This is a genomic window from Aporhodopirellula sallentina SM41, from assembly GCF_000346505.1.
Taxonomy (GTDB): Bacteria; Planctomycetota; Planctomycetia; order Pirellulales; family Pirellulaceae; genus Rhodopirellula; species Rhodopirellula sallentina.
In genome coordinates this window covers 1-18,030 of the sequence record NZ_ANOH01000407.1, presented here as the reverse complement: position 1 = coordinate 18,030, position 18,030 = coordinate 1, and the positions used below count along the sequence as shown (strand labels likewise).

Sequence of the window (18,030 nt, the reverse complement as noted above, 5' to 3'; positions counted from 1 at the left end):
GGTCGCTTCGCATATGCGAAGGAGTGTTGGCGAAATGTGGTGTGTCCCCTTCCAGGGCGTTAGTGGCGGTGGGCGAACCGCTAGTTCTGCCGGCGAATCGCCAACGTTAAGGCCCGGTGAATGTCGTGTGTGCTTTTCCTCTTCGGCTCGTTTTCGCGGTTGATGAGTCGAGTTCGAGCGATATCTTTCGGGCGCAAATTGAACATCCGGATGTCTCCATAGGTTCCCCCACGTTGGCAGTCGGATTGTAAAAGGTCACACACAACAGATCACAGGAACAGAAATGATGAAGTCAAAAGTTTTAGCCCGCCGTGGCTTTACGCTAATCGAGTTGTTGGTCGTCATCGCGATCATCGGCATCTTGGTCGGGTTGCTACTGCCCGCCGTGCAATCGGCACGCGAGGCCGCTCGCCGTATGCAGTGTTCCAACAACATGAAGCAGTTTGGTTTGGCATTGCACAACTACCACGACATGAATCGTGCGTTTGTCGCGCTGCGTGGCGGCAACTATGGATACCAAAGCGGTCATGTTGGCTTGCTCCCGTTCTTGGAAGAGACAGCCCTCTATGAGCAGATCGGTCATCCTGCGAGTCCGTACCCGCCGTTCGGACCAAAGCCTTGGGACTCGGGATTCGAACCCTACAAAAAGGGTGTCGCAACCTTTCTGTGTCCGTCACAACCAAGCCACATCAAGGACGGAGACGTCAGTGGTTGGCTCGGTGATAAGAAACGAAACAACTACATGTACTGCATGGGAGATTCGATCGATGCCAGCCCCGCGGAGTTCCGCGGGATGTTCAGCAAGTACAGCTATCTGAAGTTCCGCGATTGTCTCGACGGTACATCGAATACGATCTTGATGGCAGAACGTCGATTGCCGTTATCCAAGGCGGACTTGGGGCATGTGCTGACGGGAAACAGCAGTGCCGGATCGATTCCAACGAATTGCCGTGGCGAGTTCAACAATGCGACAAATCAATACTTCACTCCCTCAAACGCGCAAGACTTTGTCGGTGTGAACTGGGTTGATGGCTCGATGGGAGTCAGTGGGTTTAACACGATTCTGCCTCCGAACTCTCCGTCGTGTGTCAAAAGTAGCAGTGCCAACACATTCGGTTTCCATACCGCCGGGAGCCTTCATGTTGGCGGATGTTATGTCCTCTTTGCGGACGCGTCGGTTCATTTCATTACCGACTCGATCGATAGCGGCAACCAATCGGTTGATGCCGATTTGAGTGACTCGCCTGGGAAGAGTCCGTTCGGTGTCTGGGGCGCTCTCGGTTCGCGGGCCGGATCCGAAGTTCTCGATCCTATCTGAGTTCGTTAACCACATCGCGAAGTTTGTGGATTGCGACTGGTGTTGGTCGGTCTGTCGATGCCGTAACGCTTCGACGGGCCGACCGGATGGTTTCTCGGTGATTGAACGATCGCCCGAGTCCGAAGGGACGCGCGGGGGGCACCGGGAGTGACATCTTTGATCCTCGGATTTGCAACACTCGTCGCAGTGCTATCACGTGAAGTCAGTTTTCTTCCGTGGACGAATCGGACCGTGTCAATTGACAGCGCTTTTTAGTTGACAGTGTTTTTTAGTTGACTGATTTATTTGATGGGGCGTTCTGAATTTACCTAATATGTATGAGAGAAGCGTGATGAGAGTTGATGTGAATTGCAAAGGCAGCGGTCTGCTGGCCGTGTGTTTGTCGTGCACGGTATTGTCGAGTAGTTTGATCCTGTCCGGTTGCTCAGGCGGTTCGGACCGATGGAAAGACGCTCGCCCGCCTTTGGTGGATGCATCCGGAGTTGCGACGTTCAACGGCACGCCGCTTGAAGGCGCGGTGGTCACGTTCCGACCAGTCGAAGGGAATTATGCTGCGTTCGGCCGGACTGAGGCGAACGGCGAGTTCTATCTGACCACGTTTGACGACGGCGACGGAGCAGTCGCCGGAGAGTACAACGTGACGGTCACGAAATTGGACATTGAATTGCAAGAGAACCCCGACAACCCCCAGGTCCTACCGCCGATTTATCATTCCGAGCAATCGATGATTCCGGCCACCTATGGGATTGTTGACGAATCCGGTTTGACCGCATCCATTTCCAGTGACGGCAATGACGATCTGCTGATCGAGTTGGTCGGAGCTCCGGAAAAGAAAAACGTCTTGGCGGACAATCGTTGAATATGAATCTCGATCGAACGTTGCGAACGAACTCGCTTTCCTCCCCGCCCCAATTTCAGAAACAGGTGAATGCAATCGGTTTTCCAAGCAAACGATGGGTGTCCCCTCTGGTGCGATTCTTCCTCCTCGTGTGGATTGGTTTGGGTGCCGCGTCGGTAGGACCGAACGTTTACTCGGCTGATCACCCCAATGTGATTTTCATCTTGGCGGATGATTTGGGGTATGGCGAACTCGGCTGTTTCGGCCAGGAGCACATCCAAACGCCCTGCATTGATCGGATCGCGTCCGAGGGGATGCGTTTCACGCAAGCGTACGCGGGGGCCACCGTTTGTGCCCCGTCTCGATGCACCTTGATGACAGGATTGCATACGGGACATTGTTTCGTTCGCGGCAATCATAAGATCGATCCGGTCGGACAATTGCCAATGCCTGCGGATACCAAGACGTTGGCTCATATGATGCAGAACGCAGGGTATCGAACCGGGTTGATCGGGAAATGGGGGCTCGGGTATCCGGGTTCGCATAGCACTCCCGGCACCATGGGGTTTGAGTATTTCTACGGCTACAATTGCCAGCGAAACGCACACAGTTATTACCCTGAATACCTCTGGCGAAACGAAGAGAAGGTTCCACTCGATCCGAACACTTATTCGCATGACGTGATGGCGGAGGAAGCGTTGGGTTTTGTGCGGAGGAATCATCAGTCGCCGTTCTTCTTGTATTTGGCATTCACCATTCCGCACAAGAAACTGCAGGTGCCATCGCTCGGTGCGTATGCTGATAAACCATGGTCGGAAAATGAAAAGATCTGTGCCGCGATGATTTCTAGAATGGATTCTGACGTCGGTCGGCTGATGGATGTTCTGAAGGAACTGAAGATTGACGATCAAACGTTGGTGTTTTTCACCAGTGACAACGGTGCCGTTCACCAGTTTCCCCGCTTCAACCACTCCGGACCCTTGCGAGGACGAAAACGTTCGATGTACGAGGGAGGCATCCGCTCGCCCAGCATTGCGCGGTGGCCAGGAAAGATTGCTGCCGGCACGGTGAGCGAACAGGTCTGGTCGTTTTGGGACATGATGCCGACGATGGCCGACTTGACCGGGCAATCGTGCGAAACGCCGACTGACGGCGTTTCGATATTGCCTGCGTTGCTCGAAAACAAAATCGTCGAGCATCCACCCATGTACTGGGAATTTCACGAGCGTGGGTTCACGCAGGCGGCGCGGATTGGTGATTGGAAAGCCGTTCGCAATGGCGTCGGCAAGCCGCTCGAACTTTACGATTTACCATCGGATGTGCATGAGGACAATGACGTTGCTTCCGAGCATCCTGAACTCGTCGAGAAGTTCGAGTCTTTCCTTCAATCGGAACGCACGCATTCCGATGTCTGGCAGATTCCTTCCACGCCATAGCTCGGCTTTGCCCGCTGCGGGATGTGGTCTGCATCATCGGCTTGGCATTCCAAGTTGGTTTGTCAAATTTTTGTCGGTCAATTTCAAAACCTTCTCATAAGTCACTTTTATGGACCATCGTTCCACCGGGTTGAATCGAAGGGAATTGTTTCGTCAGGGCGTCGCCTTGGGGGCATCTATCGCGACCTGTTCTGGGGTGCACGGGAGTGAGTCGGACGTTGATAGTTGGCATTCGCGAGTTGAGGCCTATTTGGCGGGTCATGCTCGGCCGGACCACGGCTATGGATGGCAGGATCAACAGGAGTCGCATTTGACGCCGACGCATGCTGTGATTGGGTGTTTGCATCACTTGGGAGCGTTGCCGAGCGATACGGAATATCTCGAAAGTTTTGTTCGCACCCATCATCCGGCCGCGTGGAAAAGACTCGAACAAGAGCATCGTGATTTCGAGTTTCAGCAGATCCAGTCGCTGCGTTGGCTGGGTGCGGATGTTTCCGACTTCGTCGACGTTGTGAGTGAGTGGACCTCGCCGGTGCCTTATTTGCCGCAGTACGAAAAACACCGCTACCCGGTCTTTCGCTTTCAACTCAAAGTGTTCACGTGCCGCGCCTTATTGGGCATGTCGTTGGATGATCTCTCGCCCGAATGGATCGCCTATCTCGATGGGCGTCGACGCGAAAACGGTGGCTTCAACAACACACCGGCCAGTCAGGGAGGCGAAGGTCATGTGCTGAACACGCTTTGGGGACTGGAGGCACTTGAGTTGCTCGGCCGCGAGGATGAAAAACGCGAGGAGACCGCTGAGTGGATTCAATCGTGCCAGGGACCGAGCGGTGGTTTTCGATGGTGCCCCGAGCCACCGTTTGCCAATCAAGAGGACATCGCGTATTGCTGGGCAGCGGTGCGTGGGTTGTCGATCCTGCGAAGTCAGCCGGCGGACCCGGAGGCGTTAATCGGTTGGATTCATTCTTGCTTCAACGAGGACGGAGGTTTTGGTGATCGGCCCGGTTGGCGAAGCAATCCGGTCGCGACGTTCTATGCCATCGACGCATTGAAAGAACTCGGCGCGCTGGATCAGCCACTTACCTGTGAGGCGGCATCGCAAACCGTTGTTGTCAAACCGCCGCAGGATCTCAAAGTGTTTTCATGCCAGGTGGAAGCGCATGGGCAGGGAAGTCCTGCCGACGTCGTTCGTCTCGCCGAGAGTTTGAAAATACATTTGTGGGGTGCCAAGAATTCAGAGCCCGGATGGCTCGAAGCGGCACAGAAGATTGCCGATCAACAAAAGGTACAGGTAACGTTTTTTCGTGCCAACGAAGAGTACGGGACGTGGGTCGATGTGCCCGGTTTGGGGACGTACAGTCACACGAGCGACGTGATCGCGCCGGCCGACGGAGACATGGGCGAATCGCTCGCCGATCAGGGTGAGCTTCCGTGGCCCGAATTCCGGCAACGACGGGTGTCGCGACTGAATAGGAACGATGGCCGATTGATTTGGCAATTCGGTGAGAACGAAGAACTCACGCGTCTCTTTCTCGATGACTCAATGCAGCAGGGTGGTTTCGCAGCGATCAGCACGTTCCATTTCGGCAACCCTGACTTCACCAACAGCGAGCCTTTCTTGAAACGCTACGCCGGTCAGTTGCCGTTCATTGCGTTGCAGGACGCACACGGGATCGAGCCGTGGTGGTTTGCGGACAAGACGAGCGGATTCCGGACGTTGTTTCTCGCCAAAGAACCGACCTGGCAAGGATGGCTGACGGCGCTACAGAACTGTTGGACGGCACCGGTGCGGCGCGACGAGGTGACCGAAAATCGATTGCGGATGCATCCGGGATCACAGTTCGTTGCCGACATGGTTATGAAGCAACAGAACGCGTGGCGTTGGTGGGACAACCCCACAATCTCGCGTCCGCCGGTTTCTCTCGTAGTCATTCGATCGGAAGATCGATACGAAGCGGGCCAACCTGAAATGGGCGTCAACCTCCGCGTTCGGTGTGCTCATCGCAACGCGGCCCGGGGACAGTTAAAGGCTCCGCTCGCGGAGTTTGTTTCTCTCACGGTCGACGGCGAACCGGTGCAGCCACGTGTTGTCGAACGCCGCGGCGGCAAGAAAATGGGCGGCCAATTGGTAGATCGATACCATCTTTGGGAGATTCCGGAGATCCGGGCTGGCTCCCATCAGGCGACCGCAGTGGTCCGCTCGCTCGAATCGGACGACCACGTCAGTCAAACGGTCAAGTTCAAGGTCGTATGAGCCGCTGGTAATTTGCGAGGACTGTTGCCGGCTTCGCGGGCAATCGCGGTCGAGTATTTTGAAGTCTGCCGGGCCTGATCCCTGTCGCTAGGTTCGCTAGGAATCAGGCCGCCGGATGTACGGCAACGCGGGCGTTGCCACGTTACTTCGACTGCACGTTATCATCGCTCTTGCGTGGCACGATTTTGGCTTTCGGTTTTTCGTTGACCGTGCCGGGGACGAGCCACGGACCCGCGCTGTGTTCGCGAATGAGCCGCATCAATTCATCGCTGTCGATCGATTCGACTTCGAGCAATCGCTGCGTGACGGCTTCGAGGACTTCGCGACGTTGTTGAAGGATCTCGCGGGTTTGCACGAGCATGTCATCGACGATCCGCGAAACTTCCTTGTCGATCATCTTGGCCATCTCTTCACTGTGCACGACTTGGTACTCGCCCATGCCGCCGTTGTTGAGAAACGGTGATCGTGTGCTGCGACGCAGGTTGATGCGTCCGAGTCGACTCATGCCGTAGTCCATGACCATACCGCGTGCCGTTTCGGTGCAGCGTTCGAGGTCGTTTTGAGCGCCGGTGCTGATGTCTTGGAAAATCATTTCTTCAGCGAGTGTTCCGGCCAGCATAACTTTCATTTGGCTCTCGAGTTCGCTCTTGGTCATCAGGAAGCGTTCCGATTCGGGACGCTGCATCATGTAGCCCAGCGCCGCGAGGCCGCGAGGGATGATGCTGACTTTGTGAACCGGGTCGGTGTTCGGCAACGCTGCGGCAACAAGTGCGTGTCCCGATTCGTGATAAGCAACGCGGATCTTTTCGTCCTCGTTCATCACACGGTTTTTCTTTTCCAGACCCGCGGTCACTCGTTCGACGGCGTCGTTGAATTCCTCCATGCCAACGGCGGGACGTTCGTTGCGGGCGGCCAAAAGGGCGGCTTCGTTGACTAGGTTCGCCAGGTCCGCACCCACAAACCCGCTGGTGATCGATGCGATGCTGCGAAGGTCGACGGACTCATCGAGCTTCACGTTTTTCACGTGCACCGACAGGATCTGTTCACGTCCGGCGACGTCGGGACGATCGACCAACACGTGGCGGTCGAAACGGCCGGGACGCAGCAGGGCGGGGTCGAGCGTTTCGGGACGGTTGGTTGCGGCAACGACGATCACTCCGGAATTGGAACCGAAGCCGTCCATTTCCACCAATAACGCGTTGAGCGTTTGTTCGCGTTCGTCATGTCCACCGACCGTCGTTCCGCTGCGGCTCTTTCCGAGCGCGTCGAGTTCGTCGATGAAGATGATGCACGGGGCGCGGTTAGTGGCTTGGGTGAACATGTCCCGAACACGGGCGGCACCGACGCCGACGAACATCTCGACAAAGTCGCTGCCCGAGAGGCTGAAGAACGGCACACCTGCCTCACCGGCGATCGCTCGGGCGAGCAACGTTTTACCGGTACCGGGAGGTCCGACCAGCAGAACGCCTTTGGGGATACGGCCGCCGAGCGATTGATACTTTTCGCTGTTGCGGAGGAAGTCGACGACCTCGCGGACTTCGTCGACGGCTTCTTCAATCCCAGCGACGTCTTCGAACGTGGTCGGCAAGTCGTCTTCGCTGTAAAGTTTGCCGCGGCTGCGTGAGAACGACATCGGCGATCCGACGCCACCCATCCGCCGCAACATGACGATGCCGAGTGCGATCAGCACTCCGATCATCAGCAGTTCGGGCCAGTGATTTTCCAGGAAACGGCTCGGCCGATCGTTGTCCCATGACACTCCGGACCGTTCCAACAGAGCGATGAAATCAGCGGCGATCGCGTCGTTGGGGTAACCGCGGATCGTCAGAAAGTCGACTCGGGTAGGTTGAACATTGGCGTCACCGGGGCGGCCGAGAAGAACGCGGTAGTCGACTTTCCCGGTGATCCGGTCGTCGGCGACGCGAATGTCGCTGGGGTTGCTGAATTCATAGGACACCTTTCCGTCTTCACCGGGGACGATGATTCGCGCGACGGGTTTCCCGTTACGTCGCACGATGCTCGTCGACGATTCAGCGGATGTTTCCGATTGGGAGTCCTGTTGATCGGCGGCGGAACCGTCGGTGTCGGTTGTGGTTTGTGAAGACGCAGACACCTGGGCATCGTTTGATGTGGTGTCATCGTTCGCGGCGGTGTTCTGTGGTGCCGAAGGTTGCTGGTGTACGGCCTCATGGAGTTCGGCAGTCTGGGCGAGCAGCGACTTCAGGGCGGGGTAGGCCAGACGTTTTCGGTTGTCAGAGACCAGAAACGCGCTGACCAGCACGGCAATGGTAATCACGATCAGGACAAACCAAATGTTGCCGCTGCCGCGATGCTCGGAAGATCCACGTGAAGATTTCGGGTTGTCGCTCATTCGAAATGCTTGAAAAGGCCCAGGGACGAAAAGATCAAAGTTAACTGGTACGCGTGGTTTTTGGCTATCGAGTACCGTTTCGCAACCGTCCTGTCTTCGTCCGCCGCGAGACTGGATCGGTTATCCGGATTGTGATTCCGGTGCTGCTTGTGCATCATACGGGCCACTCAAGGTTTTTGTTAGAAATAAAGAAGGTGAAAAGATGACGGACGGACGCCGGGTCGCGATTCTAGGAGCGACCGGCAGCATCGGTGCCGCCACGCTCGATGTCATCGCAAACCTTCAGAAGTACGCCCCTGACGCGGGTTGGTGCGTCGCATCGGTTTCGGGGCATCGTCGGATCGACCAATTGATCGAATCGGCGCAAAAAGCGTCGCCGGTTCCCCAAACCATCGTGGTGTCGGATGAACAAAACGCCAGATGTGCGAGCGATCTAATCGCGAAAGCCGAGCTCGCCGAGCGGTGTCGTCTCGACGTGGGACCGGAAGCATTGGTTCGGGCAGCGATCTCGCCGGACGTGGACACTGTGGTCGCGGGGATCGTGGGACGTGCCGGGTTGGAGTCGACTCTTGAGGCGGTCCGTGCCGGCAAACGTGTCGGGTTGGCCAATAAAGAAACACTCGTCATCGCCGGGCCGGTCGTGACTGCGGCGGCGGAAAAGAGCGGTTCGGAACTGTTGCCGATCGACAGCGAACATTCCGCGATTTACCAATGCCTGGCCGAGGCACGGGAAAACGCGGCAGTCAAAACGCCGCCAAGCAGTCTGTCGGGCGTTAGCGGGCAATCTAGCGTGAGTCAGCAGCCCAGCGTAAACAGCCTGCCCGGGATAAACAGCCAGCCTGGCTTCAACGGGCAGTGCGAGTTCGGCTCGCCGGGGCACAAACTCCCTGGCGTGCGGAGACTGATTTTGACAGCCAGCGGCGGGCCGTTTCTCAACGCATCGTTTGACGAGATGGAAGCCGCGACGCCTGCCGAGGCTCTCAACCACCCGACATGGGACATGGGACAGAAAATCACGATCGATTCGGCCACGATGATGAATAAATCACTCGAAATTATCGAGGCGAAGTGGTTGTTTGATGTTCCTGCGGACCGAATTGAGGTGGTCGTTCATCCGCAGTCGATTATCCATTCGCTCGTCGAATTTGAAGACGGCAGCGTGATCGCGCAGCTCAGCCCGCCCGACATGCGATTGCCGATTCAGTACGCATTGACTTACCCGCATCGCCTGCCTTGCCCAGCCCCGCCTCTGGAGCGGACGCAGCGGTGGGACATGAGTTTGATCCCGGTCGATCACGAGCGATTTCCGGCTCTTCAGCTCGGGTTTGAGGTCGCGCGGGTTGGCGGAACGGCCGGCGTGGTGCTCAACGGAGCCAATGAAACCGCGGTTCCTCTGTTCCTGAGTGGCAAAATTCGCTTTACTGACATCGCGCGTTTGTGCAAACAGACGCTGGACGACCACCATCACGAGTCCGCACCGTCGCTGGACCGGTTGCTCGAACTCGATACCTGGTCGCGCCGCCGAGCGGCGGAACTCGCCGAAACCATTTCCGTGGCATAGCCGTAATCCATTTGCCGTGATTTGACCTGCGATCGTTGGATCGGACCGTCTCTCGACCTGCCCGCCGGGGGAACAGGCCGTGGATTGTCTGGAATTTCCGATAGTAAGAATTTCCGATAGAGTGTTCGCCGAAACCTATAATTGCGAACATGTTGCGTCTTTAAACTCTCCGCCTCTGGCTTTTTCGCCCCTCCGATTTTTGCCGTAGCCTCACCTTATGTCATTGCTGTCTGATCTTTCATTCTTCGCCACGCTCTTGGCGGCGACCGACGAACCCGGTTTTTTCGCCTCCTTTTTGAGCGGAACGTGGTTGTGGACCAAAGTCCTCGTGGGCATCGGATTGGTCATTTTCGTGCACGAACTCGGGCACTTTTTGGCAGCCAAGCTGTTCGGCGTGAAGTGCGAGAAGTTCTACGTTGGGTTCGATGTGCCGCTGCAGATCGGGCCGATCAAGTTCCCACGCACGCTCGGCAAATTCACCTACGGCGAGACCGAGTACGGGATCGGAATCATTCCCCTGGGCGGCTACGTCAAAATGCTGGGCCAGGATGACGATCCGCGCAAAGCGGAAGAGGAGGCCAAGCGGATTCGAGAAAGCGGCGAGAACGGCGAGCCCGAAAAGCTCGATCCCCGAAGCTATCCGGCCAAAACCGTGTGGCAGCGGATGATCATCATCAGCGCGGGTGTCGTAATGAATGTCATCACCGGCATTCTGTTCGCCGCGATCGCGTTCTTCTATGGCGTGCCGTACACACCGGCAATCGTCGGTGGCGTGACGCCCGGCGGTGCGGCTTGGACGGCAGGCGTGCAGCCCGGTGGGTTGGTCACATCGATCGCCCACTCGGATGAAGACACGCAGATGCATTTCAGCAAGATGCAAACGGCGATCATGACCGAGGGGATGGATAATCCCGACGAGCCGATCGATGTTCGGTTCTCCTACGGCAGCGATTCACGCGAATACTCGCTGATGCCGAAACCGCATCCGCTCGAACCGAGCCTGCGGATGATCGGAATTCACGGACCGATCAGTGGCAAGTTGCTGCCGTCGATCTACGCGATGCCGGGCTCGGTTGCGTCGAAGGTCCTGACCGATGACGACGCCGGTGCTGAAATCGTTGGTTGGAACGGAACGCGGGCTGATCGTGATTCGATGATGCCGATTGCACCGCTGCTCAATCAAATCTACGGGCAGCCATCGAAGACGATTTCGTTGACGTTGCTTCGTCAAGACGGAACCGAGCGCACCGTTGAGTTGCCGCCGCAGCCTGAGAAAGAGTTTGGTGTTCGTTTCCGAATCGGTGAGATCACTTCCTTGATGAAGGACGGACCTGCCGAAGCCGCCGGGATGCAGGTTGGTGATCAAATCGTTGCCGTCAATGGTGACGAGTCGGTCGACGCTTACACGTTCTTGTTGCAGTCCTGGCCCGCCGGCGAACCGGTCGAAATTACCGTGCGGCGTGGCGCCGGGGACGATGCAACGACGGAGACCCTGACGGTCGTTCCTGACGAAGGTTTCCAAACCAAACCGCCGGTTTCAGAACTCGGTGAAACGATGGCCAGCACGCCACTCGGATTGGCGTACAACCCGACGACCATTGTGGAATCGGTTACCAGCAGTGACAGTCCGCTGCAATCGGGAGACGAAGTCAAAGAAGTACGGATTCGCTTCCCCGATCAATCGGCACGTGACGCGTTGGCCGCCCAACTCGGCGAGCCGACGATGAAAAAGCTAACCGAAGGATGGGAGCTCGGCGCGACGATGCCTCTCGGCGTGTTGATGGAAACCGTTCAGGTTTTGCCGGTCGGCAGCGAAGTGCTCGTCAAGGCGACACGTCCGCCAGAAGGATCGGTGATCGAAGCAACATTGAAGGTCCAGACCTCCGACCGCAATTGGTACGAGCGTGGTATGAACTTCAGCGACGTGGAGATGATTCAAACCGCCGACTCGGTGGGCAACGCTCTCGCCTTGGGGTTGCGTGAAGGAATTCGTGGGCTGGAGAACGTCGGACGTTTCCTTGGGATGCTGGTTTCAGGCAAAGTCCAAGCCAAATTCCTCGGCGGTCCGATTCGAATCGCTCAAATGGCCAGCTACGAAGCCGAACGAGGCATCTCGGCCCAGTTGCTGTTCTTGACGATGCTGAGCATGAACTTGGCGATCTTGAACTTCCTGCCCATCCCGGCTCTCGACGGAGGTCACATGTTGTTCCTGATCGCCGAAGCCATTCGCGGCAAGAAGCTCGATGAGGCGTTGGAAATGCGGCTCACCTTCGCCGGTGTGCTTGCTTTGTTGGCGTTGATGATCTTTGTCTTCGCAAATGACATCCTGCATCTGTAAGACATCGCTGAGCGTCTGCTGCTAGGAGCTCATCCGAAAACCTTGATATGCCTTTTAGCCGGTGGGCGTTTGCTTCGGTTGTTCCATGCAAACCGCGGCTAAGGCCGATCGGCTGATGAGTTTTCGGGAGGTGTGTGGCGGACTGCTAGCACGGAAGAAACGCTGCATCTGGATGAGGCGATGTTTCGTTGGATCACCGATGTTTCGTTTGCGTTATGCTAGACGTTGAGGCTGGTCAGTTTTGACTGGTGTGTCGACGTCCTTCTAGTTAGCAGGTGGATTTGATGATCGATTTCGAACTTGATGCGGAATCCGCTCTTTTGTTCGTGCGTCCCGAGGGTGCTCTCGAGGAACGCGATTTTGAGACGTTGTCGGAGGTGGTCGATCCGTTTATCGAAACGGGCGGTGGGCTTCGCGGTCTGTTCATCGACGCACCGTCGTTCCCCGGATGGAAGGATCTCGGAGCGATGGTCGCACACTTTCGTTTCGTTCGCGATCACCACAAACAGATCGGCAAAGTGGCGATCGTGACGGATTCCAAAATCGGGGATTTCGCGGAGCATCTTGCAGGTCACTTCGTTTCGGCCGAGATCAAGCATTTTGAATCGAGCGATGTGGTGGCGGCGAAGAACTGGCTGATGGGATAGGCAATCTCGGTCGTTGTTTGGTTGAGGCTCGGGCAGGAAACTCCGAAAAAATTCATTTTTGTTCACCTGCCTCTCCGGGGGAAACGCACGGCCTCGTCGCGAAAAGTGTCGCGTTTTCCGCAGTCAGAGCGTGAAATTGCCGTGGCGGACCCTCGATTTCAGTTTCACGAATTAGGTCTTTCGGGAAAATCGCTAATTCGACTAAAGTTCTCGCTGGAAATAATCCCGGCGCGGGAACCCGCTCTGAGCAGGACTGCTCAGAACCTTCGCCACAGTTGGTCGACCGTTTGAATCGTCGGCCGCTCGCACCCAAGGAATGGAGCGTAAGCACGATGTTGTTGGATCGAATCGAAATCGACAGCCATGGCCCGTTGAGCCGAGTGGAACTGGGCCCGCTGTCGCATCACCTGAACGTTCTCTTGGGGGCACCCGGTTCAGGAAAGACCGCGATCTGCCGCTTCATCCGTGACTCCCTGATCGATCGCGAATACCCTCGCGGGATGCTGAGCGGATCGGCCGGGCGTGTCGTGTGGGTCAATCAAAACGGCTGGATTCACTGTCGCCGCGAACAAGACGGCACTCCCGGTGGACGCCGAACGGTCGAGTTCGAACCGCGAAGCGAAACCGCGGGGATCTGGGACGGATACACCGACGGTTGGTTCGACGGACCGCACGTTCAATCGCTGCATCGCGACTCGGGGTACCGAACCGATGCCGTCAATCATACCGCGTCGAACTACCGGGCATCGCTCGCCAATCGGACTCTTAGCGGGATCCGGATTCCCGAATCCATCGTTGACGGCGTGATGGTCGACACGACGGTCAGCAGCGTGTCTCGCGTGGTCGCGTCGTGCGTGTCAGCGGGACTCGATCGTGAAGATCTGGCACGACTGCCTTTCGAAAACGAGACTGCTCACTACGCCGAGAACGGCTTTGCGGGTGAAGCGTACCGCGACCGTGATGAACGTCGTCGCCGTGAGTTGCGAAGCGAGTTGGCGGATGTCGAGGCGGAAATCGCCAAGTTGAATTCATATGAAGAACGTTACTGTGCCGAGCCTCAGCGTGACACGTCGGTTGATGCTGAAATCGCTAACCTGACACGCGAGCGTCAGGACACACTGCGGCGGCGTGACTCGCTCGTTGTCCGGCGAGAAGAGTCCATCCGTGCCCGCGGTCGCTACCACGCTCCCGTGGTTCCTTATGCGAGTTCGTGGGGACCGATCGACGCCCGCTATCCCGCCGCGTCGGCAGCCTCGTGGGAGGCGAACACGTCTCGTTTGCGTATCCTTCATCAGCGTGCCGATGTGCTGCGATCGCGTGCTGCTGAATTGCAACGCTGGATTGCCGAACTGGATTCGAAGTCGTTCGCGAATGCTTCGCTCGGGCATTCGCCCTATCGCAGCGGAGAGGTGCACTCGTTCGAATACCCGTTGCCTCGTCACTGGCAAGACACTTCGGCAGAACAATTGCAAAGCCGTATTCGTCAGGCCGATCGTGAGATCGTTTCGCTGCGACGTGTCTTGGGCGACGTGCGTGGTCTGCGTGATTTGTTGGCTTCGTCGGTTCGCCAAGACATTCCGTATGTGAATTCGTACGAATGGCTCGATGACTCTTGGATGCAAGGCCGTCGATACGACTACTTCGTTCGCGAGATCGACCGTTATCGCAGCGATCGTCCTTGGGGCGACTTCTACAACCGTGCCTACCAACCACTGCGTCCGGTTGATGATCTGGCGATGCGAGTTGAAGCGACGACTCGTCACCTCGATTGGTTGTTGTCCCGATTTGATGCATCTGGTTCGGCCGATGCGTCACGTTTGGATGAGCCCTACACATGGATTTACGAAAATCAACGCGGCGGTGTGATGGAAGAGTCGCTGCGTCGTGTTCGTTCGCAACTGCGTCAGCGTGACTACCTCAACGCGTCGAGTTTGGATGCCACGATTGCCGAGTTGACTCGTTCACTCGACTATCTGATGTCGCATCGGCATCGCGTGGTCGAAATGCTCGCATCGCGGCATAACAATTGGCAGCGAGATTTTGCGGGCGTCTCGAGTCGTGAACTCGATTGGTCAGCCGAACGACGGGCCGCCAACGAAGAACTCGCTGGAATTGAAAACGAATTGCGTCGTGTGTTGGATCAGACCGCGTCGCTGCGTCACTCGCAACGCCACCTTCCGATCGTCGATCCGGTTTATCCGATCGGGATGCGTGGAGCCGGTGTCGACTACACGGCAGCGGCACCTTACGGGGCTGTTGCGTCGGCTCAAGCGGATTCGTTGCGAACGGAGTCACTGCGTTCAGAGGTCTTCTCATTCGACGAGGAAATTGCTCGTTGCAATGAACGTTTGAGTGCACTCGATGTGCAGATCCGAACTTTGCGTGCTCGTCCCGTGCATGTGCGTGTTCCCAACGAAGAGCTCGCTCGTTTGAACCGTCGGCGCGATGAAATCGTTACTGAGTTGAACCGTTTCCGTCCGATCGCTCGTCGGGAATCGTCGCTCGCAGAATTGGCGAGTCGTTGGCTCGTTCGTCTGTCAGGCGGACGCCACCGCGTGATCCGGTGGACCGTGACGCCGGCCACGACGGATCCTTACACAACGCTCGAGGCGAATGGTCAGCACGCCGACTTCGTCGCGGACAACCGCACCGAAGGACGCCGCGTCGCCGTCGTTATCGATGACGTTGACGAACGAAACGTGACTGCGGCCACACGAGCGGTTGCTTGTTTGGCCGTTCGAATGGCCGCCGGCGAATTGCTCGGCCGGATGGGGCAGGCGATCCCGTTGGTCATGGAAACCCACTCGGAGCTGTTTGCCGGACGGGATGCCTACTCAATCGCTGGCAAGTATCACGCGACTGCACCGGAGGCGTATCAGCACTGGACGCGGGAAGGAATCTACGGCGACACTATCGCGTCGGCACTCGCGGACTATGCCGCGGCGGGCCGCCAGCTATTGGTTTTGACCGAGCATGCTCCACTCGCCGATGTACTGAAGCGATCGGGAGCACGCTCCTTCGCTCTACACACCCAACGCATTGTCCACCCGCACCGCCCGATGTGGCGAGATGGTGAACGGCATGATCGCTACACCGGACCGCACACGATCAACGTGGACGGTCTTCCGGCCAGCGGTCGGCGAAATGAAATGGATTGGACCGACGCTGGTTCGGCGAACCGCGAGTTTGATCGTGCTTGGCGAGAAACCGCCGGGTTGCGGGATGAGGCATCGTACTGTGCCACCGCGACGGATGCTCCTGCCGCAGGTGCAGCGTACCGTGACGGGTATTACTACGTCGATCAAAGTTCAACATACCCCGTAGCGAACGAGGTTGCCGAGACGCACAACGTTCAACCAGGAACGTTGGTTTCGCAAAGTCTCGCCTCGCGACATCACTCCGATGGTGAAGGCGAGAACGTCGACGTGCCGTTCTTTTTGGCCGTCGACAGCCCCATCGATGCTGCTCCTTCGATCGACGCGGTCGCCGCACAGCGTCTCCGCCGGATCGGAATTTCGCACATTACCCACCTGATGAACCAAGACAGCAACCGGCTCGCCGACACGCTCGGATTGGCCGGCGTGGACGCCAAGACGGTTCGTCGCTGGCAGGCTGAGTGCCGGTTGATGTGCCGCGTGCCACAGTTGCGTGGTTTCGATGCTCGGGTTCTCGTCGGCTGCGGAGTCACCGATCCCGCTCAATTGGCTGCGATTCATCCCACCGATCTGCTCGATCGCGTGAAGACTTTCCTCGCAACCGAACGCGGGCAACGGATTCTTCTTTCCGGGACGAGCTACGAGTTGTCGCGTATCACCAGTTGGATCGCATCGGCAAACCGCAGCGTCCACACTTACACACGATCGCGCACCGTTGACGGACGGCGTGTTCGCACCCGAGTGGTCCGCGAAGACGGCGATTTGACCTACGAAACCGTTAGCCAAAACGGATCCGGTAAACGTTATGTGGAAAACAACGACGTCTACCTGACTGATGACGATTTCGATCAGGAACGGTATGAAGTGGAAGTCGAGCGACGTGCCGATCGTCTCGCGAACGAAATTGACGAGTTGGCTCGCGAGTATGACGGCGACTACGATCGCAATTCACGCTCGAGTCGATCCGGTCGATCGAGCCTGTCGTCTTCATCGCGTTCGAGCAGCTCATCGCGGTCGTCGCGACGTAGTGGCGAGCGTGCCTCGCGATCGAGTCGTCAATCCGAACGAGGTCAATCCTCACGCAGTCGCAGTGAGCGAGATTCGGGACGCACCTATTCGGATCGTGACCGATCAAGCCGCAGCGAGCGGGAAGGACGCAGCGAACGGGAAGGACGAAGTGAACGTTCCAGCCGAGGTGAACGGGACAGCCGTTCGAGTCGTCGGAGCGAATCCAGCGGACGCGAATCGCGACGAAGCGAGGTTCGAACCCTCGCGTCAGATGGAAACCGAACGGATCGTGGAGCGAGCTATCGCAGTTCCTCGAGTGAGCGTGAGAGTTACCTCAGCAGTGCTCACGGAAGCGGCAGCGGAAGCGGCAGTGCACGGTCGAGTGAAACGACCGAATCGACTGAACGCGTGTTGAAGTTCTATCTCGAACGGTCCAGCGACGTTGTCGATGCACCTTCGATCGGACCGCGGATGGCGGAACGATTGAACAAGATCGGCATCTACACCGTGGATGACTTGTTGAAAGCCGACGCGGATGAAGTGGTCGCCGGATTGGCGCATCGCCGAGTTGATGCGTCGACCGTGATTGAATGGCAACAGCAAGCGACCCTTGTATGCCGCGTTCCGATGATGCGTGGCCACGACGCTCAGTTCCTCGTCGCGGCCGGCGTTACGACTGCCGAAGAACTCGCGGTGAGTGATCCGGTTTCGTTGTTCGCAATCGTGGAATCGATCGCACATTCGAGTGAAGGCAAACGTATCGCTCGCGGCGGCAAACTGCCTGACCTCGAAGAAGTCACCGAGTGGGTGGAATACGCCTCCGAGCATCGGCCACTCAAGGCCGCCTAGTTTCCGGCTGTCTTTGAAACAATCTCAACTCACGAGGCATTCGCTCAATCAGCGACTGCCTCGTCTGCGTTTGTCGCCGTAGGCGTTTTGCTTGTTAGATCGTTTTTCAGGATGAGGTCGCCAGTCTTTCGGTGGCCGGGATTCTGACGAATTCAGCTACGTGGATCGGACGCGTCCCGTTTCAGGATTTACAGAGGTAGCGAAACTCGCCGAGAGTTTCGGCAGGGGGTGGTGATCGCCGAAAGTCTTGGC

9 protein-coding genes are annotated in these 18,030 nt (G+C 57.3%); 8 read left to right on the top strand and 1 reads right to left on the bottom strand.

The window, feature by feature from the left end; genetic code table 11:
• The first annotated feature begins 286 nt into the window (after positions 1 to 286).
• The 4 genes from RSSM_RS26335 to RSSM_RS26320 all read left to right on the top strand — a co-directional run bounded on the left by RSSM_RS26335 (position 287) and on the right by RSSM_RS26320 (position 5,849).
• A complete protein-coding gene (locus RSSM_RS26335) occupies positions 287 to 1,318 on the top strand; it encodes a DUF1559 domain-containing protein (protein ID WP_044303723.1) in 1,032 nt (343 codons plus the stop codon).
• Positions 1,319 to 1,631: 313 nt separating this feature from the next.
• Positions 1,632 to 2,177 carry a carboxypeptidase-like regulatory domain-containing protein gene (locus RSSM_RS26330; RefSeq protein WP_052336133.1) on the top strand — a complete coding sequence of 182 codons (546 nt, stop codon included), beginning with the start codon at positions 1,632 to 1,634 and terminating at the stop codon, positions 2,175 to 2,177.
• A 110-nt stretch (positions 2,178 to 2,287) separates the two neighbouring features.
• A complete protein-coding gene (locus tag RSSM_RS26325) occupies positions 2,288 to 3,592 on the top strand; it encodes an arylsulfatase (RefSeq protein ID WP_236621406.1) in 1,305 nt (434 codons plus the stop codon).
• A 109-nt stretch (positions 3,593 to 3,701) separates the two neighbouring features.
• Positions 3,702 to 5,849, top strand: a complete 2,148-nt coding sequence (locus RSSM_RS26320; protein ID WP_063709133.1) for a prenyltransferase/squalene oxidase repeat-containing protein — start codon at positions 3,702 to 3,704, stop codon at positions 5,847 to 5,849.
• Positions 5,850 to 5,991: 142 nt separating this feature from the next.
• Here RSSM_RS26320 and ftsH read toward each other — a convergent pair whose 3' ends face one another.
• Positions 5,992 to 8,220 carry an ATP-dependent zinc metalloprotease FtsH gene (gene ftsH / locus RSSM_RS26315; RefSeq protein ID WP_008686940.1) on the bottom strand — a complete coding sequence of 743 codons (2,229 nt, stop codon included), beginning with the start codon at positions 8,218 to 8,220 and terminating at the stop codon, positions 5,992 to 5,994.
• Between the two features lie 202 nt (positions 8,221 to 8,422).
• Here ftsH and RSSM_RS26310 point away from each other — a divergent pair, with 202 nt between their 5' ends.
• The 4 genes from RSSM_RS26310 (at position 8,423) to RSSM_RS26295 (ending at position 17,778) form a co-directional block, all read left to right on the top strand.
• Positions 8,423 to 9,781, top strand: coding sequence for a 1-deoxy-D-xylulose-5-phosphate reductoisomerase (locus RSSM_RS26310; protein ID WP_008686939.1), 1,359 nt, complete (start codon positions 8,423 to 8,425; stop codon positions 9,779 to 9,781).
• A 217-nt stretch (positions 9,782 to 9,998) separates the two neighbouring features.
• Positions 9,999 to 12,119: a site-2 protease family protein gene (locus tag RSSM_RS26305; RefSeq protein WP_008686937.1), complete on the top strand. Its 2,121-nt coding sequence runs from the start codon at positions 9,999 to 10,001 to the stop codon at positions 12,117 to 12,119.
• Between the two features lie 284 nt (positions 12,120 to 12,403).
• Positions 12,404 to 12,766 (top strand): SpoIIAA family protein, encoded by a 363-nt coding sequence (locus RSSM_RS26300; RefSeq protein ID WP_044303720.1) that lies wholly within the window; start codon positions 12,404 to 12,406, stop codon positions 12,764 to 12,766.
• A gap of 332 nt (positions 12,767 to 13,098) precedes the next feature.
• Entirely contained in the window at positions 13,099 to 17,778 is a 4,680-nt protein-coding gene (locus tag RSSM_RS26295; protein WP_008686933.1) for a DUF4332 domain-containing protein, read from the top strand.
• Positions 17,779 to 18,030: the final 252 nt, after the last annotated feature.

Coding starts and splice junctions, on each gene's coding strand:
- RSSM_RS26330 (WP_052336133.1), top strand. CDS start 1,632: ATGTATGAGAGAAGCGTGATGAGAGTTGATGTGAATTGCAAAGGCAGC.
- RSSM_RS26335 (WP_044303723.1), top strand. CDS start 287: ATGAAGTCAAAAGTTTTAGCCCGCCGTGGCTTTACGCTAATCGAGTTG.
- RSSM_RS26305 (WP_008686937.1), top strand. CDS start 9,999: ATGTCATTGCTGTCTGATCTTTCATTCTTCGCCACGCTCTTGGCGGCG.
- RSSM_RS26320 (WP_063709133.1), top strand. CDS start 3,702: ATGGACCATCGTTCCACCGGGTTGAATCGAAGGGAATTGTTTCGTCAG.
- RSSM_RS26295 (WP_008686933.1), top strand. CDS start 13,099: ATGTTGTTGGATCGAATCGAAATCGACAGCCATGGCCCGTTGAGCCGA.
- ftsH (WP_008686940.1), bottom strand. CDS start 8,220: ATGAGCGACAACCCGAAATCTTCACGTGGATCTTCCGAGCATCGCGGC.
- RSSM_RS26300 (WP_044303720.1), top strand. CDS start 12,404: ATGATCGATTTCGAACTTGATGCGGAATCCGCTCTTTTGTTCGTGCGT.
- RSSM_RS26310 (WP_008686939.1), top strand. CDS start 8,423: ATGACGGACGGACGCCGGGTCGCGATTCTAGGAGCGACCGGCAGCATC.